The sequence below is a fragment of the Aquimarina algiphila genome (genome assembly GCF_007489275.1).
GTDB lineage: Bacteria > Bacteroidota > Bacteroidia > Flavobacteriales > Flavobacteriaceae > Aquimarina > Aquimarina algiphila.
The window spans coordinates 1-25,353 of the sequence record NZ_VLNR01000014.1 but is presented as its reverse complement, the minus strand read 5'-3'; the positions used below and the strand labels follow the sequence as shown (position 1 = coordinate 25,353).

The 25,353-nt window shown below is 35.4% G+C and carries 13 protein-coding genes; 7 read left to right on the top strand and 6 right to left on the bottom strand.

The genetic code is table 11. From position 1 onward, the window contains the following. Positions 1 to 55: 55 nt before the first annotated feature. Together FOF46_RS08720 and FOF46_RS08715 are read right to left on the bottom strand one after the other, a co-directional pair. Positions 56 to 511, bottom strand: coding sequence for a GNAT family N-acetyltransferase (locus FOF46_RS08720; RefSeq protein WP_109436284.1), 456 nt, complete (start codon positions 509 to 511; stop codon positions 56 to 58). Positions 512 to 615: 104 nt separating this feature from the next. Then, on the bottom strand, positions 616 to 3,885 hold the full coding sequence (locus FOF46_RS08715) for a S41 family peptidase (RefSeq protein WP_244299592.1): 3,270 nt from the start codon (positions 3,883 to 3,885) through the stop codon (positions 616 to 618). Between the two features lie 285 nt (positions 3,886 to 4,170). Between FOF46_RS08715 and FOF46_RS08710 the strand changes: the two genes are divergently transcribed. After that, complete coding sequence (locus FOF46_RS08710) at positions 4,171 to 5,280, top strand: DUF3078 domain-containing protein (RefSeq protein WP_235010953.1); 1,110 nt, start codon at positions 4,171 to 4,173, stop codon at positions 5,278 to 5,280. A gap of 72 nt (positions 5,281 to 5,352) precedes the next feature. Here FOF46_RS08710 and hflX read toward each other — a convergent pair whose 3' ends face one another. Continuing rightward, positions 5,353 to 6,561, bottom strand: a complete 1,209-nt coding sequence (gene hflX / locus FOF46_RS08705; protein ID WP_109436282.1) for a GTPase HflX — start codon at positions 6,559 to 6,561, stop codon at positions 5,353 to 5,355. Positions 6,562 to 6,683: 122 nt separating this feature from the next. Between hflX and FOF46_RS08700 the strand changes: the two genes are divergently transcribed. After that, positions 6,684 to 7,655, top strand: a complete 972-nt coding sequence (locus tag FOF46_RS08700; RefSeq protein ID WP_109436281.1) for an endonuclease/exonuclease/phosphatase family protein — start codon at positions 6,684 to 6,686, stop codon at positions 7,653 to 7,655. Between the two features lie 201 nt (positions 7,656 to 7,856). Here the strand turns inward: FOF46_RS08700 and FOF46_RS08695 are convergent, their stop codons facing one another. Next, positions 7,857 to 9,731, bottom strand: a complete 1,875-nt coding sequence (locus tag FOF46_RS08695) for an expansin EXLX1 family cellulose-binding protein (protein ID WP_143916182.1) — start codon at positions 9,729 to 9,731, stop codon at positions 7,857 to 7,859. A 141-nt stretch (positions 9,732 to 9,872) separates the two neighbouring features. Next, positions 9,873 to 10,598: a hypothetical protein gene (locus FOF46_RS08690; RefSeq protein ID WP_143916181.1), complete on the bottom strand. Its 726-nt coding sequence runs from the start codon at positions 10,596 to 10,598 to the stop codon at positions 9,873 to 9,875. A gap of 371 nt (positions 10,599 to 10,969) precedes the next feature. Here FOF46_RS08690 and FOF46_RS08685 point away from each other — a divergent pair, with 371 nt between their 5' ends. Continuing rightward, a complete protein-coding gene (locus tag FOF46_RS08685; RefSeq protein ID WP_143916180.1) occupies positions 10,970 to 15,580 on the top strand; it encodes a T9SS type A sorting domain-containing protein in 4,611 nt (1,536 codons plus the stop codon). Between the two features lie 61 nt (positions 15,581 to 15,641). Here the strand turns inward: FOF46_RS08685 and FOF46_RS08680 are convergent, their stop codons facing one another. Beyond that, the gene (locus tag FOF46_RS08680; protein ID WP_143916179.1) at positions 15,642 to 15,869 is read right to left on the bottom strand and encodes a VF530 family protein; all 228 of its coding nucleotides are present in this window, start codon (positions 15,867 to 15,869) and stop codon (positions 15,642 to 15,644) included. Between the two features lie 339 nt (positions 15,870 to 16,208). On the opposite strand from FOF46_RS08680, the gene FOF46_RS08675 reads away from it, so the two are divergent. From FOF46_RS08675 to FOF46_RS08660, 4 genes are all read left to right on the top strand, one after another. Beyond that, positions 16,209 to 16,712: a hypothetical protein gene (locus FOF46_RS08675; protein WP_208746764.1), complete on the top strand. Its 504-nt coding sequence runs from the start codon at positions 16,209 to 16,211 to the stop codon at positions 16,710 to 16,712. 344 nt (positions 16,713 to 17,056) lie between these two features. Further along, positions 17,057 to 20,050, top strand: coding sequence for a hypothetical protein (locus FOF46_RS08670; RefSeq protein WP_143916177.1), 2,994 nt, complete (start codon positions 17,057 to 17,059; stop codon positions 20,048 to 20,050). Between the two features lie 9 nt (positions 20,051 to 20,059). Further along, complete coding sequence (locus FOF46_RS08665; RefSeq protein WP_143916176.1) at positions 20,060 to 24,766, top strand: DUF6443 domain-containing protein; 4,707 nt, start codon at positions 20,060 to 20,062, stop codon at positions 24,764 to 24,766. Between the two features lie 5 nt (positions 24,767 to 24,771). Next, complete coding sequence (locus FOF46_RS08660) at positions 24,772 to 25,026, top strand: hypothetical protein (protein WP_167571775.1); 255 nt, start codon at positions 24,772 to 24,774, stop codon at positions 25,024 to 25,026. Positions 25,027 to 25,353: the final 327 nt, after the last annotated feature.

The following is a 25,353-nucleotide window of genomic DNA, read 5'->3' as shown; positions in this document are numbered from 1 at the left end:
ACCTATTATAAAAAAAGCGTGCTTTTATAGAATAAAAGCACGCTTTTTTATATGTTTATTGTTTATCTATCTCACTACTAGATATCATTTTCATATGAAATTCCTGTTCATCTTCTCCAGTGATGTTAAATCCAATACGTTCATATAAATATTTTGCTGGATTTTGTTTTAATACTTTTAATGTTAGATTCTTATGAGAAGTTTCAGCCTTTATGGCCAAATCTTTAATTAAGCGCTTTGCTATTCCTTGACCTTGATATTTGGGCAATACCTGTATTTGTAATATTTCTATTGTTTTTTCCGTTTCTATACACTTCAATAAACCAGCCCTCTCAGTTGATTTTAAAATCAGGTAAGCACTATCGTAATGAAAGTTTATTCTAGATAAGTGCTCTTCATCAGACAAATAGATGCCGGCTTTTTCTAAATGTTCTACCATGGTCAATTTTCTCAAGTGAAGAAGAAAGTTTTTATCTTTCTCTTTTGCTTTTACTAATTTTAATTCTTTCATAAAAGATCGTATTACCAAACGAATATACTTCTATTCCTTAAAAAGCAAGAGCGAGGATAACAAAAGTACCTCGCTCCATTTCAATATATTATTTGTTTAGCGGTTTATTTTGAACGATCCTCTGCAGCAGGGATTCTTCTTTTAGGCTTTTTATCATTTTCTTTTAGCGTTTTCATAACCTCTCCTATTGCACTATCAAGCTGCACATCCATACCCTGAGCATCTTTACCTGGATCTTCTGGAATATGAATATCTGGTTCTACACCATGTCCTTCTGCGAACCATGTTCCATCTGGATTATACATTCTAAACGTAGGTACGGTAACATACCCTCCATCGATTAATTCTGGTGCTCCCGAAATCCCGATCAACCCTCCCCAGGTTCTTGTGCCAATAAGTGGTCCAATTTTTCTTTTCTTGAAATAATCAGGAAAAGCATCTCCTCCACTACCACTCCATCCATTGATAAGCATTGCTTTAGGTCCATAGTGTCCTCTTGGAGGCCATGCCCAGTCATTACCTTCTCTTACTTTATAGTAACTTAATAATGGCCTGTTTAAAAGCTCTACAAATCGATCAGGAATTTGACCTCCATTATTAAATCTTTCATCGATAATTAATCCATCTTTATGATGTTGCGCATAGAACATTCTAACCAATTCTTCTTGTCCGTCTATTCCCGTACTAGGCACATAGATATACCCTATTCGTCCTCCTGATTTTTCCTCAACATATTTTCGTTTTTTCTCGATCCAGGCAAGGTTTCTAAGCCTTGCTTCGCTTTTTATAGGACGAACAAGATAACGCCTAGCATTCTTGCCATCTGGTGTTTTACTAACCTCAATCTCTATGGTTTCATCTGCTTTTCCTTCTAATGCAACAAAAGGATCTGCATAATCTGTTAGTTCTATTCCGTTAACACGTAACACATAATCACCTTCCTCTACTATAACTCCAGGTTTTTTAAGTGGAGATTTTACCTCTGTATCCCAGGGAGCAGGTTCAATGATCTTTTTTATTCTGTATTTACCTTGATCCATTTCCCAGTCAACACCTAGATATCCAGTAGTTTTATTTGGGCTTCTTTTTACATCTCCACCACCTCTGTATGTATGGGAAGCATTCAATTCTGCAATTAGCGCGCCTGTTATTTTATTCAGATCATTTCGACTTGCTGCATATTCAATCAAAGGTTCATACTTTCTTTTCATCGCATTCCAATCCAGTCCGTGTAAGTTTTTATCGTAGAAAAAATCTCTTTCCAATCGCCATATATCTGTAAAGATTTGTTTCCATTCTTCTTTTGGGTTTACCGTCATTTCCATCTTAGAGGTATCTATTTTGTCCTCTAGTGACTGATCTTTAGCTACCTCTATGACACCCATTTTTCCTTCACTGGATACTAATATGTTATTTCTATCAAACGAGAGTTCGTAATCTTCTACATTCTCCATAATGGTCTTCTCCTCATCCTCTTTAAAATCATAATACTTTAATACAGATTTTTCTTCTTTAGATCCAGTTCGGGGATGTTTTAAGAAAATGATTTTATCTTCTGCCGCACTTATTCTTCCCGTATTTCCTAATTCTACCGGTAAGATTATCATTCTTGATTCTATTCCTTCAAAATCTATAACTACTGGTTTTTTATCTTTATCATCATCCTTCTCTTCTGTCTTCTTCTTTTTATCCTTGTTTCCTTCTTTTTTATTTTCTTCTTCCTGTATGGCAACCTCATCATTTTTAAGTTCGATAGGGTGTATCGCATCTTTGGTAAGTGGTATAATTCCTATTTTGGTTGCATTAGGATAGGTCCAGCTATTATCAAAATCACTATATACAGGGTCAAATACACGGTCTGTTGTACAATAGATATAGTTGTCGTCTGCAGAAAAAACAGGATTACTATCGTTATAAAAAGCAGAAGTTATAACATGTTTTTCCTTTTTTTCTACAGCATATATAACAATATGCTGATTTCCGTTTTCATGAGAATTTGCATAAGTCACGTATTGACTATCACTGGACCAGCTTACTGAGAATTCTGACAACCCTCCTTGAAATAATTGATTTTCCTGATCTATAGCCTCAATTGTTTTATTAGTAACGTTGGCTAACTTTATATGCATTTCCTGATCTATAAAAATCAGTTTTTTGCTATCTGGAGACCAGAATAACTGGTACCTAAAACCAGGACCTTGAGTGGCTATTTGTTTTTCTGAATTAGTTTTTAGGTCTCTGATCATTAACTCATATTCACCTGTTTTATCACTCCAATATGCAATGTATCTTCCGTCTGGAGACCAACTAGGATATCGCTCTGCAACACCACTGGTGCGTGTTAGGTTTTTGGTAACTCCATCTTTTCTTGGCACCGAAAAGATATCACCTCTAGCAGCTACAACGATCCTGTTACCATCAGGAGCAATTCGTATATTTTGTATGTATTTTTCTGCTTTTTTTACCTGAGGTTTTAATGCTGTAAAATCTCCAATAGCACTTATTGATATTTCTTTTGTCGCTTTTGTTGTTACGTCGAGAAGAAATAATTTACCTCCGGCTTCAAAAACGATTTCGGTTTTTCCTATTGAAGGTCTCTCGATATCAAATTCATCAAAAAAAGTGACTTGCTCATGTTGTTTTGATTGTAGATTATATTTCCAAATATTGAACTTTTTAGAAGCATCCTTATCCGAAAGATAATAGAGATCATCATTATTCCACATTGGTAATTCATCATTACTATCATTCTTAGTAATGTTTTCAGAAGTCAACGTTTTAAGATTAAAAAGATAAATATCAGAAGCCATTCCTCCTCGATATCGTTTCCAATTTCTGCTAAGCCTGGACTTATCAGTCATAGCAACAAGTTCTCCATTGGTATGTATATCCAATTCTTCAACTTTGCTTATAGGCATTGATATTGGTAATCCTCCTTGAATTGATATCTTGAATGCTTTAGCAAATCGCTGTTTTCCACTCTTCATTCTCGAAGTGTATATTAAAAACTTACCATCTTTGGTCCAACCTTTAATGTTGTCTGGCATTCCGTGAGTAGTTACTCGTTTTGGAATGCCTCCTGTTACAGGAATAGTATAGATGTCGGTATTACCATCATAGTTGGCGTTAAATGCAATAGTTTTACCATCTGGAGAAAATTTCCCCATAGTTTCTCTTCCTTCTTTTGTTGTTAAGCGATGAGCTGTACCTCCTTGCTTAGTAACAATCCATAAATCATCAGCATATGTAAAACATATATGAACCCCCGATACATCTGGGTATTGTATCATTTTTGCAGGTAGCTGGCTATAGTTTACGTTTGAGAATAAGCATAATATGATAAATAATGCAATACTCTTCATGAGATTTTTCATAATATGAACGTTTTTGTGATTGATATGTGTTATTTGTTTAGACCTATAATTACTTAAAATGTTACATCAAATGAACTGATTATTAACTTGTTCTATTTGCCTGTCACAAGATCAAAAATATCCCAAAACATCTTCTCATTTTATAATATTTTGACACATTAACCTACCGTTAACGTTAATAGAGTGTACAATTACCAAATAATAAGGGGTTGATTTGTTAATGTTAATAGATAAGTGAACCAAGATAAATATTCTGGTATGACGTTAACATAAAAGCAATTTTCTATGGATTTTTTAATGAATATTTTTGATTTGAAAAAGCTTGGGACATACCGTATATTTGCACCAGCCCCTGCAATAGAAGAGCAAATGAGAGGATTTTTTTTAACTGTTTCAATTCTTTTTTTAATAACAGATACTTCTGGCCAGGAAAAAGAAAAAACAAAACGTCTGGACTCCATCCAGGTGGACTTAAAACGATCTCTGGATAGTATTTTAAAAAACACCACAAACGACCTGAATATCATTGTTTTAAAGCAAAAACTAAAAGAAATTACTCCTAAAAAACCAAAAGAAGAACATATTGGATGGAAAAATAAGGCAAACTTCTCTTTACTTTTTAATCAATCTGCCTTTAATTTTGATTGGCAGGGAGGAGGAACATCTAATATCGCTGGAAATGTTGCCTTAACCTATGAATTCAATTATAAGAAAAATAGCTTGACCTGGGACAACAAAATGATTTCGGACTATGGTCTTACTTTTTTAAGAGGAGAAGATTTTCCTAGAAAAACGAATGATAGGATAGAATTTAACTCAAGGCTTGGACAAAGAATTGGAAAAGGCTTTTGGAATTATTCGTTGTTTATCAATTTCAGATCTCAATTTGATAAAGGATATCGATTTACAAAAGATCCTGATACCGATGAAACTATTCGTATCGAAGAAACCCACTTCTTTTCTCCAGCATTTATACAAGTTGGTCCCGGTATATTATGGAAAAAAAGTGATAATCTAAATGTAAATATTGCTCCCGTGACATCTCGTATGATATTTGTGGATAAAGAATTTACTAATGTTGAAGGGTACGAAGATGGGGATTATTTTGGTGTTGATGGAGGTGAAAGTTCTCGTTTTGAATTTGGTGGTTCTTTAGCCGCTTATGCCAAATTTAAAATGTTGAAAAACGTAACTATGGAACAGCTTCTCAATCTCTACTCTAATTATATAGAAGATCCAGAAAACGTTGATTTGGATTATACTTTAAATCTTAATTTACAAGTCAATAAATACATCACCGGAAGTTTTGTCTTTCAATCCATTTATGATGATAATGCGGCCAGTGGATTTCAGATTCGAGAAGTAATTGGATTAGGTCTTAAATATGAATTTTAGACGTGTGCCATTTACATTTTGAATGTACCGAATAAAATACTCTTTCACAGTACGTTCAAAATATAACTGATATTATTCTTCCATAATCTCTGGATACAAAAAGTTATTATACGGGAACCGGGTGACATGAATATCTCTTACTTCTTTATATACCCGATTTCTAAAATCATCTATATTTTCTTTATGTATTGCAGAAATAAATAAAGCATTATCTCCTATTCTACTCATCCAAGTTTGTTTCCATTCTTCCAAAGTATAATGTGCTTTGGTTCTTTCGGTAGTTAGGTCATCATCATCTATCGTTTGATGTTGATAAGAATCAATTTTATTAAAAACCATGATAGTGGCCTTATCTCTGCAATCAATCTCACCAAGTATCTTATTCACAGATTCTATATGGTCTTCAAATTGAGGGTGAGAGATATCTACTACATGAAGTAATAAATCGGCTTCTCTAACTTCGTCTAAGGTACTTTTAAAACTTTCCACAAGTTGGGTTGGTAGCTTTCTAATAAACCCAACAGTATCACTAAGTAAAAATGGAAGGTTCCCGATAACTACTTTTCTAACCGTAGTATCTAATGTGGCAAACAATTTGTTTTCTGCAAATACTTTACTTTTGGCTATAACATTCATCAAAGTAGATTTACCAACGTTGGTATATCCTACTAAAGCAACTCGAACCAATTTACCACGGTTTCCTCTTTGTGTAGCCATCTGTTTATCAATAGTTACTAATTTCTTTTTAAGTAAAGAAATTCTATCTCTAACAATCCTTCTATCAGTTTCTATTTCTGTTTCTCCAGGACCACGCATTCCAATACCTCCTCGTTGTCTTTCTAAGTGAGTCCATAGACCCGTAAGCCTGGGAAGTAAATATTGATATTGTGCCAACTCAACCTGAGTTCTTGCATAGCTTGTCTGTGCACGTTGTGCAAAAATATCAAGAATCAAGTTTGTTCGATCAATGATTTTGGCTTTCAGAATACGCTCTATATTGCGTAATTGACCTGGCGATAATTCATCATCAAAAACTACAGTTCCAATTTCATGCTGCTCAACATAAGCCTTTACATCTTCCATTTTACCACTACCTATAAAAGTTTTGGAATTGGGCATATCCATTTTTTGGGTAAATCGTTTTACCACTTCTCCTCCGGCAGTATAGGTAAGAAATTCTAATTCATCCAAAAATTCTTCAAGCTTTTCCTCATCTTGGTTTTTGGTTACAATTCCTATTAAAACCGTTTTTTCGTATGCTATTTCCTTCCTTTCTAACATTAGCTACCTTATCTTCTATATCTTAATTTATTATATTGTGCTTTTAATCAAGTGTACAAAAGTACAATAATAATATACTCAGAAGTCTACAATCCAAAAGGTTTCTTAGAAAATTAAATCCTATGGCCAATACATATTATTTCAATAAAAAATCTACAAATCATTATACCGTAGCATTTTATAATCTTGAAAACTTATTTGATACTAAAGATGATCCACATACTCTGGATGAAGATTTCTTGCCAGATTCTGAAAAACAGTGGAATCGAAGTCGATATGAAAAAAAAATATTTAAACTTGGAACTGCTATTTCCAACATCGGATTTTCTAAAACGAGAAAAGCTCCTATCCTTGTTGGCGTAGCCGAAGTTGAAAATAAAAGTGTTCTCGAAGACCTGGTTAACTCTAAACATTTAAAAGGAAAAAACTATGGTATTGTTCATTATGATTCTCCCGATGAACGAGGTATTGATGTAGGTTTACTATATCAAAAACAATATTTTGAAGTTACTAATTCTGAAAGTGTTCAGGTTTTGGTTGACAATGAAAATGGGATGAGAGATTATACTCGAGATATTTTATGGATTACAGGAAATTTAAATAATGAACAGATTCATGTTTTAATAAATCATTGGCCCTCGCGAAGAGATGGTGCCGAAACTACTGCTTATAAACGAATCGTTGCTGCCGAAAGAAATCGTGAAATTATTGATCAGATCACTGCTGAGGATCCTAATGCAAAAATCATTATTATGGGAGATTTTAATGATGACCCATCTAGTCAAAGTGTAAAAAATCACTTGGTACAACATGATCTTTTTAATCCCATGGAGCAACTCCTTACTCGATATAGCGGTAGTACCAATTATAGGAATCAGTGGAATTTATTTGATCAAATTATTTTCAGTCATAATTTCCATAAATATGAAAAAGGAAAACACAGCTTCTCTGATGCAGCCATATTCGATGATGATTTTCTAAAAATCTATAAAGGCCGATATAAAGGAAACCCTTTTAGAACTTATATTGGACGAAAATACATAGGTGGATATAGTGATCATTTTCCTGTGTATATAAAACTAAGGCTCAATTAAGATTACAAAAGAGGGGATTTTAACCCGCTGAAAATAGCCGAAAAAGAGTGTTAATATCATTCTAAATTATAATAGCCAAATTGTTTAAAAACGAGACACCTTGATCAAAATTGATCAAGGTGTCTTGATTATATAAAAAGGATTCTGTACTCCTTTCTACAAAATAATTTCATTGGTTTAAAACAAAATGTTTTTTTAGCATCAATTTCTAATTATTCTCAATGTCTTTTCTCTTTGCTCATAATTAATTTTAACAAAATACATCCCAGACTCAAGATTGGCCGTATTTAATTCTACCTCTTTTGAGTTGGATTGAACTAGAATAGTTTTTAATACTACTCCAGAAATGTTTATTAAACTAACACTAGTCCCTTTGGATATATCCTCTCCTTTAATGACTAGTTTATCCTGAACGGGATTATTAAATGTTTCTACACTAAAGGCTGTCAATGGTAGTGTGCCCTCACAATTAGGAGCAGCGGTCTCTTTACTAAAATAAATAGTAAAACCTCCTGTTTTAGAAACTAACACAAAATTACCTGTATCTACCGTTGTCCAATACGCACCATCCAATCCTGTAAATCCAGAATCTGTAATTGTAATTGATGGTTTCGTAGTATTAAAGTTTTGTGTGATTTTTGGTAATAGATTAATATACCAATCGGGAATACCGTTATTGGTACCTAAAGAAAACTGGTATAATCCGTTATTCGCAAGATCCCAATTTATAGTAAAATTAGTAGCGTTATCTAGATTTGGGCCTCCATTACCTATAACATATATATTCTCGAATGCAGAATTAATAGCCGGTAACGCCTCAGTAGTTGGTGTTCCAAAAGCACAACTCACACCACCATTGCCATCGGTAACATTAATCGTTGTGGTCTTTGTTCCAGTTTTACTTCCATCACTTACTGTTAATATTGCAGTATACTTTCCAACAGTAATATATTCATGTACTACAGTTATACCTGATCCGGTATTTCCATCTCCAAAATCCCAAGTATAGGTTAATGTATCTCCATTTGCATCTGAAGATGCAGAAGCATCAAAACTTACTGTCACAGGTGCAATGCTTAAAGTTGGTGTAGCTGTAAAATCAGCCACTGGTGCTATATTGCTATCAGATACTACAATATCTTGATTAACAGGAACATAAGTATTTGTACCATCACTCACCGTTAGGCTTACTGTATATGTTTTGATCTCTGTAAATGTTACTTTTGGAGTAGCTAATGTTGATGTTTCACCATTCCCGAAATCCCAGGCATAGGTAATTGAATCTCCATTTGGATCTGAAGAAGAAGTGCCATCAAAAGACACCTCTAATGGAGCAACACCCATTTCTGGAGTAACTGTAAATGAAGCTATTGGTTCTTGTGATGGTTCTCCGCCACAATTTGGTGGTGTGCTAAATTGCATTTTGGTATCAAAATCTGTATTTGTATTGATCACAATATCTTTCAATATTAATTCTTCTCCTACAGACGATGTGATTCGTAACTGCATTGGAGATTCAATACCTGCTGGTTCTATAAAAAAGTTAAATAACTTACGTTCTACATTAACCCATGCATTATCTTTAAGATATTCCATTTTTGATACTGCATGTTTGAGATCACGAAACTGAATTGCAGTCCAATATTTTGTAGATCCTGATTTAAAATTAACTTTAATTGTTTTACTAGCTGCTAATGGACATGGAACGAATTTCCAGATAATAGGTACTCGTCCATCTATTGGATTTGCAACTTCAGAAAATGCCTGCTGTGTTAAATCTACATCACCTGGTTTACATTCTGGACAACGATCTACTACTTTTACAATAGTTTTGCCGAGAGAACCGGTTATCTCTAGACAAGCTCCACAAGCATTACTACCATCATAATCTGTATTGTTTAATGCACAATGCATAAAATCATCTGCTGCTACTGGAAGCGAGCAATTTCCTCCTTCGCTTCCTGCTACACCTCCATAAAAAGTAGCTTCTCCAGATTTTATACTGTCATTACATTGCGCCACGCAATTTACATAGCATGATACATATGCTATAATAATTAAAAATTTAAGTTTCATAGTTAAGGTTTTAAAAGTGAGTTAATATCCTCTTAGGTTATTATAAAATATCCTATACCTTATACAACTATAAAACTGTATTCATATTTTACTTTAAGAATTCAATCCATACAATTAAACAATAATATATATTATCCTTCCTCAAAAATTTAACCTTCCTTCGCCTATGATTCCGGTAGAAAAAGTATCCCAGCAAAGATCACAAGTATTGTCCAACCAAACCTCGGCCTCTGAGACTATATCAGAAGCTCCTACAGCAAATTGTACCTGATCTGAGTCCAATATTATCAAATAGTATCTTTTTAGGTACCACCCATCTTGACCTTGTAGTTGAATAAATGCATTTCTTAATTCAACCCACGCTACATCTTCTTTAGGTAAATTAGTTTTTATAAGATAATAATCCCATCCGCCTTCTCGATCATCTCCTTCGTTATCCAAAATAACATTGATGTCGTAGTACTCTCCTTTATTGGTATTAAAACCTACATGAGCTTTCACTTTGCCATCAGTATCATTATCTTTTTTTGTCCCGGTATAGTTCCATATCCTGTACAACAATTCTGTACCCGAACCTTTATTATCACTCTTATTATTGGTTAAATACACCGCTACGGCTTCATTAAATTTTGTAGACGCTTGTTCCTCGCTTAAATCTCCATCAAAGCTCATATGTAATAACGGACTTATTGTTTCTAATTCAGCTTCATCTATAATTTTATCACTGTTTCCTGTTGTACTCATAAAACCTGCCTGGTCATTTGTATTTATAAACTCTGTAACCCCGTCGGGTTGTTCGCACGATACAATAAGCAAAACACCTAAACTAATCCAAACCATCTTTTTAAAACCCCCAAGCTTTTTCATTTATTCTATGTATTTAATTCATAATATTTTCTGGATATGAATTAGTGTAAAACATGTTCCCCAACACGATAACTAAACTCCATACAAAAATCTATCTTATAAATATAAATTATTGATAATCAAATACAAAGGGTATAAAATCCTATTTCACCAGGGTGGTTTTACCCTTTTTAAAAACGTCTTTTTCACCCTTTACTTTTTATTCTTCATTTGGCTTAATGTCTTCTATATGTTTAAATCTCTAGGTTTCAGATAAATTCAATAACAGAAAAATTACTTGTTAAAGTTTTTTTAACATAGTAAGAATGATCAAATCGATCTAATGCCATACCTTGCGTAACGCAAAAAATCACACAAACAAACTAATAGTCATGAAATTAAAATTACTTTTAATTCCATTTGTCATCTCTTGTTTTTTAGGGGCTCAAAATGGATTTACGCAGTCTGTATTTATTAATGAAATTCACTACGATAATGCAAGTACAGACGTAGAAGAAGCAATAGAAATCGCAGGGGTTGCAGGAACAGATCTTTCTGGTTGGAGCATTGTTTTGTATAATGGATCAAACAATTCTGTTTACAATACAATATCAATTTCTGGAATGCTTCCTGACCAACAAAATGGTTTTGGAACCTTAGTAGAAATTCTTCCTGTGAATGGATTACAAAATGGTTCTCCTGACGGGATCGCCTTAGTAGATAATAATAATGCTGTAATTCAGTTTCTAAGTTATGAAGGCGTTATAACAGCAGTTGACGGTCCTGCAGCTGGGGTAACAAGTACAGATATTGGAGTATCAGAATCTAGTAGTACAAGTGTAGGTGCTTCTTTACAATTATCAGGAGCCGGCACAGTAGCATCAGAATTTATTTGGGAAACTACACCTACAAACACTTATGGAGCAGTAAACACAAATCAAACTTTTGGAACACCAGTTATCGTTCCTGTAATTAATGAGTTTTTATTTAACCATACAGGATCAGATACAGACGAATTTGTAGAGATATTGGCTGGATCAGAAACTGATCTAAGTGAATATTGGATATTAGAAATTGAAGGAGATAGTAATGCTTCTGGAACTATAGATGAGGTAATACAACTTGGGACTACCGATGTTAATGGATACTTCACTACTCCATTTGGTAGTAATACTTATGAAAACGGAACTGTAGCGTTACTTCTTGTAAAAAACTTTACAGGAAATCTAGGGCAAGATCTTGATACCAATGATGATGGTATTTTGGATATTACACCTTGGGAAGAACGTATAGATGACATCGGAGTTAATGATGGTGGTGCATCAGATCTTAATTATGCTACCGTTACATTATTGCAATCTTTTGATGGAAATTCATTTACTGTTGGTGGGGCTTCAAGGTTTCCAAACGGTCAAGATACCGATGTTGTAACTGAATGGACTAGAAATGATTTTGATGGGAGTGGATTACCTAGTTTTCCAGCAGCTATTGCAGAACCGGGAGAAGCAGTTAACACTCCTAATCGCGAAAACGTTGTTATTGACAATGTTGATCCAACCGTATTAGTAATCAACGAAATTGACGCAGATACAGATGGATCTGACGTTCTGGAATTTGTTGAATTGTTTGACGGCGGAGCAGGAAATACTTCTTTGGACGGGCATATATTAGTATTCTTTAACGGTTCTAATAACCAAAGTTATGCTACCTATGACTTAACTGGTTCTACAACCAATGCTAATGGATATTTTGTTATCGGAAATGCTGATGTTGCCAATGTAAGTATAACATTTCCTGGTAATGGATTACAAAATGGAGCTGATGCGGTAGCGTTGTATAAAACAGAAGCTACTAATTTTCCTAACGGAAGTGCCGTAACTACTGAAAACTTAATTGATGCTATTGTATATGACACTAACGATAGTGATGATATAGAATTATTGGTCTTATTAAATGCTGGAGAACCTCAGGTAAATGAGGATGAAAAAGGAGATAAGGATTTTCAATCTTTACAACGTTTTCCTAATGGAACGGGAGGATTAAGAAATACAACTTCATATACACAAGCTATTCCTACTCCAGGAGCAGCTAATACAAATGCAACAGAGGTTGTCAATCTTATTATTAACGAATTGGATGCAGATACTCAAGGTTCAGATGCATTGGAGTTTGTAGAATTATATGATGGTGGAACAGGAAATACTTCTCTTGACGGGTATGTATTGGTAAATTATAATGGAAGTAACAATACAAGTTATAATGCTATCGATCTGGATGGATTCTCTACAAATGCCGAAGGATATTTTGTAATTGGAAATGCAGATGTTGCCAATGTTGGACTAGTGGTACCAGGAAATTCTTTCCAAAACGGTGCTGATGCTGTAGTCTTATATTTTGGTGACGCTACCAGCTTTCCTAACGGAACAGCAGTTACCACAGAAAATATCATCGATGCCATTGTGTATGATACAGATGATAATGACGATGCAGAGTTGTTAGTATTACTAAATGCAGATCAACCACAAGTTAATGAGAACGCAAATGGAAGTAAAGATGGTGAATCCCTGCAGAGAGTACCCAACGGACAAGGAGGCGCTCGTAATACAGATTCTTATGTAGCAAAAGCTCCTACACCAGGTACTGATAATGATGGTGTTATTGTAACACCAGGTGAACCTGTAACTATTGCTGAAGCCAGAGCACTGGCAGAAGGCACTCCTGTAACTATTGCCGGAGTATTAACGGTTACCGATAGTTTTAATGGCCCTGCATTTATACAAGATGCTACAGGTGGTATTGCCGTTTTTGATGATCTGGTACAAGCAGACGCTAACATAAAAGTTGGAGATTCTGTTACAATAACAGGGGTCAGAGCTGCTTTTAATGATCAGATTCAGATCAGTTCTGTAGCAGAAGTAGTAAATAACGGTCTTCCGCAGAATCCTATTACCCCTTTAGACATTACGCTTACAGAACTTGCAAACCATCCAGGTGAACTTGTTCGTGTTCTTAATACCACCTTTCCAAATCCAGGTGATCTTTTGTTTGGAAACGCTAACTTCACGCTTACTGATGCTAGCGGAAATGGAGAATTACGTATCGACAATGACGTAGCTTCTGTGGTAGGAAAAGCACAGCCTGCTACTTGTTCAGAAATCACAGGAGTAGTGGGACGTTTTAGAGAATTCTTCCAATTGTTACCAAGGCAAGAATCTGATATTCCTTGTGCAGTAGAATTTATTCCACCTGGAGACACCGTAGGTTTCCCAAAAGAAGACACTTTTGATGTTGTAACATGGAATATCGAGTGGTTTGGTGATGAAAATAACTCACCAGTAGGCCAAAACCCTATGTCTGATGCTATCCAAAGAGATAGTACTGCTACTGTGTTAAGAAAATTAAATGCTGACGTATACGCAGTAGAAGAGATTGCTGATGACGCCTTGTTTGGTGAATTGGTAGCACAATTACCTGGTTATGATTATATTCTGTCTGATGCCGTCTCTGGGCCTGGCTCTGGTAGAGTATCTCAAAAAGTTGGGTTTATTTATAATACTGAAACTGTTTCTGTAGTAAAAACCAGAGCAATGTTTACTTCTATTCATCCATTATATAATGGTGGAGATGACTCTGCTTTGGTCAACTATCCAGATGAAACATCACGTTTTTATGCAAGCGGAAGGTTACCATTCTTAATGACAGCAGATGTTACTATTAATGGAGTAACAGAGCGTATAGATTTAATAGCATTACACGCCAGAGCAAACAATAGTAGTGATCCGCAAAATAGATATGATATGCGTAAGTATGATGTCGAAGTACTAAAAGATTCATTAGATGTAAATTTTGCTAATAATAAAGTTATTCTTCTGGGAGACTATAATGACGACGTAGATGAGACCGTAGCAGATATTCCATCCACTATTTCTAGTTTTCAGGAATACGTTGACGATACTGCTAATTATACCATTGTCTCTTCTGCATTAAGCGAAGCTGGATTTCGTTCTTTTATTTCAAGAGATAATATGATTGATCATATTGCTATCACCAACGAACTCGATGATGCGTATATACAAAATTCTGTAACTGTTCATTATGAAGTATATGATAATGATTATGCGTTTACCACTTCAGACCATTTACCTGTTTCTGCACGATTCTTACTAGAAACTGAATTTGTTGACAATGAATGTTCTGTTGGATCAGTTATCACATTTGATCAAGGACCAAGAAAAGATGGAAGAAGAATATCTTATTTTAGAAGCAGACCTGAGCGTGCTATAGGAAATCCAAGAGAACGACGATTTATTAATTTTGTAAGCTTAGGATTTGGTGGATCCATCACCGTAGAATTAAACAATGAGATTTTTGACAACAAAGATACTAATGAATTTGCGGTATTCGAATCTACAGGATTCTTTGATAATATTCCTTGTAACTATTATCCTGAGTCTGCAGAAGTCTTTGCTTCACAAGATGGTGTAAACTTCGTTTCTTTGGGAACGACATGTCAGGACGGAGAATTTGATCTTGCAACTGGTAATTTACGTTCTGCTAAATTTATTAAAGTTGTGGATATTAGTAATCGAGCTATTTTTCCTTGGTTTGCAGATGGATATGATCTAGATGCAATCGTATGTCTTGAAAACGGAGAACGTATTGCTGGTAAAAATGCAGTTGCTTATGCAGATAACCCAACAGCTATGGAAAGTGAAATGTTTAATGAAGAGTTTGGTATAGAAGAAGCAGAAGTAGCTGTCTCTCCTAATCCTGTTCTGGATCAATTATCTATAGAATTTAGTACATCAATTACTAAAGGAGATGTAGATATTATGATTACAGATGTAACCGGTAAAACGGTATATAACCAATCCGTTAGACTTAATAATGGACAGTCTAAAGTCTCTGTAAATATGAGTGATTATCCTAAAGGATTTTATGTGGTACGTGCTTCAAATGTAAACGGAACTCTTAATGTCACTAAAAAGATTATTAAAGAATAATTGAATTATTATAAGCACTAAAGAAGGCTGGGCTAATAACCCAGCTTTTTTGCTCTTATTCCTAAATAGATTCTAAATACAATTTCTCTACTTTTTCCCTAGCCCAAGGCGTTTTTCTCAGAAACTTAAGACTAGATTTGATAGAAGGATTACTCTTAAAGCATTGAATGTTAATCCTAGATCCTAGCCCTTCCCAACTATATTGACTTACCAAATGTTCCAAAACATCTACCAGTTTAACACCATGTAATGGATTATTGGGCTGCTCTTTGCTGTTTTCGTTTTTCATATTTTAATGCAGTGTGTTTTAATAACAAAGATAGACAAAGGGTTATGATACTTGTAACACAATTTTGATCAGACGTCATAGAGATACATATTCAATGTTTCCTTGATTGCATAAAGAGAGTTTGATTTTCATACTCTTTCTCTACACAGAAAACATTTCTATGCTAGGATATCTTAGATATTATGAGTAGTTATATAAAATAGCCACCCAACAATTACTATCGTTAAAAAATATAAAGATCTCGTTTACAGATTTCTGTAATGTAACTATATGCTCAATATTTACTTTAGTCCCTTAATAATAAAGCAGTCTTTAGGATTGTATTAAAAACATAGTAATATGACAATGAATAATTTAATTTCAACTGAATTTTCTACACAGGAAGTAGACCAGATTAAGCAATCAATCTCGACCATTGAAAAAATCATTAGCAGTAAAGTGATCAATTTAACCTCTGAAGAACGTCAGCTATACGGTAAACTTGGTGATAAAACAGAGAATTGGGTCAAAAAAGTTGGTGAGTATATGGAACAGAAGCCTGAGCTTGTGCCTTTCTATCTGGATAAAAAAGAGTTTGATAAAGATGTAAAAGCCAGAGAGGACATCATCCCTATCTTAAGACGTATTACTTCTGTTTATGAGAGTTTAGACGATACTTCTAAACTACTAAGTACCGATATTTATAACGCAGCAATAGCATATTACCGCAACATTAAGCTCATCAGCCAACAAAACGTAGCAGGTACTACTAACATTTATAAAGATTTATCAAGCCAATTCCCAGGGCGTAGCTCTACAGTTCTCGAAGAAAACAAGGAATCAGATGCTAATAACGACCAATAGGTCGCATGTAACCCCCTTTAGGTCATAATGACCACCCCATAGGGGGTATCAGACACCCCCTATGGGGTGGTTTTAAAGGTCTGTATGTCCTCTCGAACATCCTATAACTACTAGGATGACGTCCTATTGGGCGTTTTTAAAAAGTGATTGACTGTTATGGAGTCATTAAATCGGTTATTATGGCTAGTATTTTAAAAAACAGTGAGGTTCATCCTTATTAAACTGACAGCTTTCGTCGTCTATTTAACAACAGTTTAACTTTTATAATCTCCGAGTCCCGAAAAATGAAACTGGCTTTTATTATTCTTGTCCCGGGAAAACAAAAAAACATAAATCAAGTAAAAATGATGCGAACAATTTTTAAAGTATTTTTAGTTACATGTATTACTGGCATTGCTTCATTATCAGCACAAAACTCTGCACAAGCACAAGATTTTGTAGATTTTGGCAATGGTTCTGCTTCAAGGTACAATAGGCGAATGGAAAAGGATATCCCCATTTGTACTATTAATGAATTTGGATTTAACATCAATATTGGTTTGCATTATTCCTCACAAGGTTTTCAGCCGGCAAAACGAGAAAGTGAAGTTGGACATAACTGGTTTTTAAACACTGGAGGCGCAATTACCAGAACTGTAAATGGGGTTGAGGATGAACTGCGAGATGATAGAAACCTTACGGATGGAGACGATAACCCAATTAATCTGGATGGATACTATACCGGGATCAAAAAACATCATCCTACCAAAACGCAAATCATGGATAGGTCGGTGTTAAATGTACATGACAACTATTATCATGTGGGGACATTTAATGATCCTTATGAGGTAAATCCAGATGAGTTTCAGTTTAATTTTGGCGGAGGAATTTCAGGTAAGTTTTTTATAGATCTGGATGGCTCAGCCAAAGTAGTGCCTAATGGTCCGTATCACCTTAAAGTAGATCTTTCTGGTTTTGCCGAGCAACGCTCAGAAAAAACTATTTTTGATCCCCGTAAACCCGCAGACTCTCAGATCATAATCACTGCAGATAATGGATACAAATATTATTTTGGAGGAAATTATAACAACTTACAATGGAATACAGAAGACTCAAGCTTCCCTCTGCAAAAAAGACCGGTTATAACCACATGGAATCTAACCAGGATTGTAGCACCCAATGGTAATACTGTAGTATATGAATATCATCCTTTTGATATTGCTTATATAAATACTCCCGACAGCAGGTTACAAAAAGTAGACGAGAGTGTAGGGATATTTCAGAATACAGAAGGTTTGTACCCAGAAATTCCCAATAAATTTGATACAGCATCTATATGTACATATAGAGAAGCTACTGCTATTCCCAGAAAGTATATAAAAAGATCCAATCTAAAGTCGATCACGATACATAATACCATCAATATACAATTTCAGTATTCTAATTTAGAAAATGTTGTGGGCGCACATGATGGACATAAACTAGATAGAATAGATGTAAGCGGTGTAGGTATTCCGGCAAAAAGTGCTGTATTAGGGTACGACCTTTATAATAAAAGACCTTTTTTGAAAAGCATAAAAATTAACAATGAAGAACCTTATGTTTTTGAGTATGAGTTAAACAATAGTCTGCCCGATTATGATAGTTTTCATAGAAATCAATTTGGATATTATGAAAAAGGAGCATACTCCAGATACAATCACTATGGATATGGGCATCGGTATAATATAAATTATGACTCGAGTATACCTTATGAAGACAGGCAGACAAATAATGATAGAATATGTTATTTTATTGAAGATAATATACATGGTGCAGTTTTTATTCCGTCAGGCCATATATCTGTTGCAAACCTGGCACATATAGGGTTGCTTAAAAAGATTACACTACCAACCAAAGGAAGTATAGTGTATCATTATCAAAATAGAAATGGAAAAAAACAGCCAAAAGTAGAACCCATTCAAATCGATAAAATAGTATATGATGATAATAAAGGTAATAAGTCAACCATAGTATATAGAACAGTCTCAGAAAAAGAAAAAATAGGACTGACTAACCTTTTGGATGATAGAAAAAGTCATAATGCTATCGAAAAATTACTGCCTAATGGATCTTCGGTAATTAGCATATTTGATGTAGAACCAAGTGCATCAATGCCTCACCAGGAAGAATTTAGTATCGCTGCTACAGGAGAATATAGCCTGAGTAAAATACCTGTATTTGGGTCAAAAAGCAGTGCTAAACAGACCAAATTAATAGCAACACTTCAATTTGATGCCGAAGGAAAACCTGTATCCAAAACAAGATATTTTTATACTGCAGATAACGATCCGCAACATGAGGATAGCTATATCCCACAAATTGTAACCCACAAAGGTTGGGGTAAATTATATAAGCTTTATGACAAACCCAATTTTTTGAGCGAAAGGAGGACGTATACCTATGACGAGTATACAGATAAGTTTTTTAAGAACTCACATCTACATCAATACATAGCCACTACGTTTACAGCAGAAGACACTATCGATGTAAAGCTACACAGTGTGGCAAGGTATACATATGATACTACCTATCACAAAATAAAGGAAGGCATCACATATACTGATCATCATCAGAAACAGAAAACCACCTATACCTATCCATATGAGTATAGCACATCAAACCCTGTGATCAATAAGATGGTTGTTGATAATATTTTGCCACAAATCTCAAAAAAGAGTACGATAGAAAACAAAGGAACTACCTATGCCTTGGGGACTAGTGTTTCAGAATTTAAAATCCATAACAACATGGTCGTTCCTTCTAAAAGTTATCAATGGAGTCCTGCACCCAATACCGAATCCCTTACCCTGGCAGGAACTCAATTAGGGGTAAGCACTACAGGACAGGTGCAAACATCAGACCCTGAGCATCTCATAATTACTACCTATGATCAATATTCGAATCAGGGAGTACCTTATGAAGTGAGTACCAATAGAAATACATCGGGATACACCTTCTATACACCACAGGATAGAAAACCCTTTCTGGTAATTAGTAATATCACTCATGCAGCATTAACAGCGATTCCTGCATCTGGGGGAGCAGCATCTAATGTAATTGAGGCCTTACAACAGATCAATACCGATCAGCAACAAGTTGATGAAGTGAGCTATTTGATAGACTATCTCACAGAACACTACCCTTACGCAAGGTGTGCGTATACCAACTATGATGTCAACACCGGATTAGTAAAATTTACGATGGACTCTCGAAAACAAAAAACCTTTTTTGAGTATGATGATCGTCATCGTCTAACGATTACAAAAGATAATGAAGGAAATATTATTAACCATACATTGTATAACACCAAAAAATAAGAAGACAAGATGAAATATATACATAAAATAATAGCACTTCTTACTTTTTTAGTTATTACCCATACCTATGGACAATTGGGAATAGAAAATGTAGACAATTATGATCCCATATCGTTTCTTAATCAAGAACGCAGTTATACTGTTGTAACTAGATCTCCTGAAACCTTTGTACCCAGGGGAGATATTAATAATTGGCAGGTTTATGGAGGCGTGATCACTCATTTTAATGCGACCACCGATGCCATCACAGTGCGTTGGACTTCTGTAGGGCAAGGATATTTGTTGTATACAGGATTACAACAATGGATGTCAGGTACTTCACAAGACCCAACACCTATTTTGCAGGAAAAAATTGAATATACAGATAAAAATATTACGGTTAAAGACCCTGATAACATGGCTACATATGCCGGGGTAGCAGTATCCTATATAGATTGTTATACTGCAGTATTAAAAACAAATGCAGATATACCAAATGGAAGAGCGTGGTACTGGCAATTAACTCCAAATGGTACTTCTACAACAATGAAAATACAATCTCGGCTAGTAAAAACAGGAAATGGTAGAGATGATAATGAATATGAAGCTGATGAAACCATAGTATATGAATCAGGAAATTATTACCTAAGGTATTATGACACTACTTCCCAAACATGGGGTGGCGCATTACCACTTAATGTAGATCTTGTAGCAGGATCAGCAAACCAGATTTCGGTTACGCAATGGTACACAGATATAGATAACGATGGTTTTGGAGACCCTGCCAGCGTACCAATAACAGTTACGGGATGTGCCAAGCCCACCGGATATGTGGATAATAATTTGGATATGTGTCCTACAGAAGCAGGAGAAAATCAGGGATGTGCCACTACAAATTATAGAAAACCATTGCTTTCTAATCATGAGAATTATGTCTATACCGCAGTACCACAGATACCCATACAAGATATAAATACGATTAGTAAACAACATGATGTCATCGAAGGAGTGACTTATTATGATGGATTAGGAAGAACCATAAAGAGTATTGCTATTGGTCAATCGCCCAAAGGAAATGATATGGTACAAATACATACCTATGATTATATGGGGAGACAAAAACAACAGTTCTTACCGTATACTTCTACAACTAATGGAGGCTCGTTTTTGCAAAAAACAAATCAAGAAAATGTCACACACGATGTAAGAGAGTTTTATCAGGAGTATCTATCAGATCAAGGAGAATCAACTCCTTACCCAAAGGTGGTTCCGTATAGCGAATCTTTATATGATAATACTCCAGGAAGTAGACCTCTACAACAAGCAGCTCCTGGGTACGATTGGCACATGGGGAGCGGACATGAAGTGAAATTTGACCGGGGGTTTAATGCAGCAAACGAAGTTAGAAAATATAAAGTAAGCTATACTGGTAACAGTTTAGCAAACCCTACTTTGGTCGAAGATGGTTTTTATGCCTATAAAGAATTGCAAAAATCCACCGTAACCGATGAAGACGGAAAAACTATAGAAACTTTTGTAAACCAACAAGGGCAGACTGTATTGTCTCGTAAAGCAGGATTAGATACCTATAGTATATACGATGATTACGGTAACCTAAGTTTTGTATTATCACCAAAAGTAAAAGTAACAGACGGTATAAGTGCCATAGAACTTGCCGAACTTGGATATCAATACAAATACAATAGCAGCGGTGCCGTTATTGAGAAAAAAGATCCGGGTAAAGGATTGGAAAGTACTGTGTATAATGACTTGGGACAGCCCGTTCTGGTGCAGTCTGCCAAATTAAAAGCAGAACATAAATGGCTGTTTACCAAATATGATTTTTTAGGCAGAGTCATATATACTGGGATGTATACCGATAGTAGTACCAGGAGTGCATTGCAAACTATGGTAAGTGCATTGCCTATAAATGCATTGTATGAAAGCAAAACAACAAGCCCGATTGCAGGATTCGAGAATCAGTTGTATTATACCAATACCGTATTTCCTACTAATATAACAGAGTTACATACGATCAATTATTATGATACGTACGAGTTCGACCGTACTAGCAAGCCAGAAGCAATTGCTCATGCCAATGTCTATGGAGAAGTGATCACCCAAAATACACAGGATTTTGCCACAGGAACCAAAGAAAAAGTACTAGGCACCCATCATTGGATTACTTCTGTAATCTATTATGATAATGATGGCAGCGCAGTATATACTTTTTCTGATAACCCATACTTGCAAACTACCGATGTAGTGAAACTACAACTTGATTTTACTGGTAAACTACTAAAATCAAGATCCTACCATAAAAAAGGAACCAACGCAGAGATTGTTACCCAGCAAACGTTTACTTATGACCATGCAGGACGTTTACTAGATGAAAAGCAGTGTATAGGCGATAACTCCTTATCAGAATCCTGCGGTGAACCTACACAAACCACTACCGAAAAGGTAGAAATAGTAGCCAGAAACAGCTATGACGAGTTGGGACAATTAGAAAATAAAAAAGTAGGAGGCACTGTCTCTGCGAGCGGCAGCAGTAATGGAACCCTGAGCGGAGTCGAAGGGTTGCAAACCATCGATTACAAATACAATATCCGCGGTTGGCTCACCCACATCAACGATCCCGATGCAGATCTAGGAGATGACCTGTTTGCGTGTAAGGTAGCGTATACCAAAACAAATCTTCAGAATGGTCCTTCTTCTTTTTCAATAGCATATTATAATGGTAATATTAGTAGTACCCATTGGAAAACCTCTAATGACAACAAAAAATATGGGTATATGTATGGATATGATGCTCATAATCGTTTAACAGAATCTGTATTTTTTAAAGGGGATTTAATCGATCCAGGGGTCCTCTCAGAATCTTTTTCATTTGACAAAAATGGTAATATTACTGGAGGTTTTCGTGAAAACCATCAAGGAGGGACTGTAGATTATTTACAATATACCTATGATAGCGGTAACAAACTTCTTAAGGTAGCTGATCTGACTGGTAACCCAGAAGGATTTAAAGAAGGGATCAATAGTGGTAATGATTATGCTTATGATATCGATGGTAATATGACCCAGGATCTTAATAAAGGGATTACTAATATTATATATAATCACCTTAATCTACCCACACAAATTACTGTAGTACAAGGCAGTCAAACCTCGACTACCCAGATGGTATATACTGCTGGAGGTAGTAAATTATCCAAAACTACTACAGTAAACAATACCCCCAAAACCACCCAATACGCTGGAACCTTTGTATATACCGATACGAATACCTATCCAGAATATATTCATTTCTCAGAAGGATATATAGAACCTGTCATTGCGAGTGGTAGCGCTGCAATCTCATATACCTACATATACCAATACACCGACCATTTGGGCAATGTACGATTGTCCTATGCCGATGACAATGGTGATGGGATGGTAGATGCCAGCGAGATACGAGAGGAGAAACACTATTATGCTTTTGGGCTGCAACATAACTATGGCAGTAGCGATCCCAGGAGTATAAAAAGAGGGCGTAAACACAACTATGGATTTAACGGGATAGAGCTTAACGAAGACCTGGGGATAGATCTTTATGAGATGCCCCTGCGCAGCTATGATCCCGCGATCGCGCGGTGGACCGCACAAGACCTGGTAGTACATTTTATGTACTCACCATACTCGGCTTTTGATAATAATCCCGTATATTACGCAGACCCAAGCGGGGCAGATTCATATAGTAGTGCACAGGATTATTTTGCTAATTATAATATGACTGATTCCTATGTGCCGGCAGGGTTTAGTTATGATCCTTTTGGCTCTAATACAGATGTGTTTTATGGCACAAACCCAACCTATGGTCAGGGCGGAATTGTTGATCAGAATTATGCAGCGTATCGGGAGTCGCAGGCGTTAACGGCTCAGTATGGTCGTACATATAGTGTGTCGGCAGGGGATTTAAATCCCTGGACACGATATTTTGCAAGTGAAGCTAATAGAATAGGAGGAGTTTTAGCCAGTTTGGAGAATAGTACTAATTCTATTGCAGGAGCTGCAACCAACGGAGCTATATCCAGCGTTAAGGATTTTTGGAGTGGTATAGGAGATAGCGTCTCTGGTGTATTTAGTAATCCATGGGAAGCCTGGAAACAGCATATGGGAGCAGGAGGCTGGAAAAACTTTATCCCGGGATATACGGCATATAGTGCTACTATTGGTAGAACGATTGGTGGTTTACAAACCGCAAGCAGTGTGGGTTCATCTCTTGCAAGAGGAAATTATTATGGAGCAGGAAGAACCTATGGCGGTTTCTTAGGTGGAACATCTTTAGAACTTGGATTGACGGTGGCTACTGGTGGGGTTGCAAGAGGCCTTAGTGGCTCATCTATTGGTAGAGTTTTTTGGGTAGGAGAAGGGTCACAATCGGCAGCTCAAGCTTATGCATTAAAAAATGGAATGAAAACACTTGACATGACTTGGTACGGCAGAGCTGGTGTAGGTATGGAGAGATTACTTAAACCAATTTCTCCATATTTGAATAGAAAAATGTGGGATGGATTGTCTTATGTGTTTGCCAGGAATGCTAATGGTCCCGTATTTACTATGTTTGGGACATATAGAAATACAGGAATTCATATGAGTAATATTAGTTCTCGATCTACTTGGTTTCGAGTTGAATATCCTACTTTAACAAAGTATGGAAAAGAATGGACACCTTTATTAACACCAAAATAAAACAAATGATTTTTTTAGAACAACGAATAAAAGAATATAAGAATAATTGTGGAGAAGATTTTAGAGGAATTTTAAACAAAAAATGCAAGCTAACGGGTGATGAGTTACTTGAAATAGAAAATTTAGCTCATTTAGCTCATTTACACAAAAACAAGCTTCTTTCAGGTGCTTTAAGTACTGAGTTTGAAGATAAAATTAAAAATATAAAAACGCAATTATCGATTGATGATTTAATAGATTTATTAATAAGTACATATTAGAAATAAAAACCCAGATAGCGCGGAAATGTTTTCCGTGCTGAGTATGAGTAAGCGATAACAGTTATGTAGATAATAAAAGACGGTCACGCTAAAGTGACTGTCTTTTTAGTTAATTCAATTTTAACAGAGATATTTTGGTTGCAACAAATGACACTGAAAAGTTTTAATTTTGTTTTTAAGTGTTTTGCACGGATTATAAATCATAAGTGTTCGAAACCTTAAAATTATGTAATTTAGGGAGAAACTATGAAGGTTTCAGAAGTTTTAAATTATATTCCAAAGGATGAATTAGAAAAATTATCATTGGACTATAAAGTGGATTATCAA

Excerpts from the sequence above, each read along its gene's own strand:
- FOF46_RS08720 (WP_109436284.1), bottom strand. The coding sequence starts at position 511 with ATGAAAGAATTAAAATTAGTAAAAGCAAAAGAGAAAGATAAAAACTTT.
- FOF46_RS08715 (WP_244299592.1), bottom strand. The coding sequence starts at position 3,885 with ATGAAAAATCTCATGAAGAGTATTGCATTATTTATCATATTATGCTTA.
- FOF46_RS08710 (WP_235010953.1), top strand. The coding sequence starts at position 4,171 with ATGGATTTTTTAATGAATATTTTTGATTTGAAAAAGCTTGGGACATAC.
- hflX (WP_109436282.1), bottom strand. The coding sequence starts at position 6,561 with ATGTTAGAAAGGAAGGAAATAGCATACGAAAAAACGGTTTTAATAGGA.
- FOF46_RS08700 (WP_109436281.1), top strand. The coding sequence starts at position 6,684 with ATGGCCAATACATATTATTTCAATAAAAAATCTACAAATCATTATACC.
- FOF46_RS08695 (WP_143916182.1), bottom strand. The coding sequence starts at position 9,731 with ATGAAACTTAAATTTTTAATTATTATAGCATATGTATCATGCTATGTA.
- FOF46_RS08690 (WP_143916181.1), bottom strand. The coding sequence starts at position 10,598 with ATGAAAAAGCTTGGGGGTTTTAAAAAGATGGTTTGGATTAGTTTAGGT.
- FOF46_RS08685 (WP_143916180.1), top strand. The coding sequence starts at position 10,970 with ATGAAATTAAAATTACTTTTAATTCCATTTGTCATCTCTTGTTTTTTA.
- FOF46_RS08680 (WP_143916179.1), bottom strand. The coding sequence starts at position 15,869 with ATGAAAAACGAAAACAGCAAAGAGCAGCCCAATAATCCATTACATGGT.
- FOF46_RS08675 (WP_208746764.1), top strand. The coding sequence starts at position 16,209 with ATGACAATGAATAATTTAATTTCAACTGAATTTTCTACACAGGAAGTA.
- FOF46_RS08670 (WP_143916177.1), top strand. The coding sequence starts at position 17,057 with ATGATGCGAACAATTTTTAAAGTATTTTTAGTTACATGTATTACTGGC.
- FOF46_RS08665 (WP_143916176.1), top strand. The coding sequence starts at position 20,060 with ATGAAATATATACATAAAATAATAGCACTTCTTACTTTTTTAGTTATT.
- FOF46_RS08660 (WP_167571775.1), top strand. The coding sequence starts at position 24,772 with ATGATTTTTTTAGAACAACGAATAAAAGAATATAAGAATAATTGTGGA.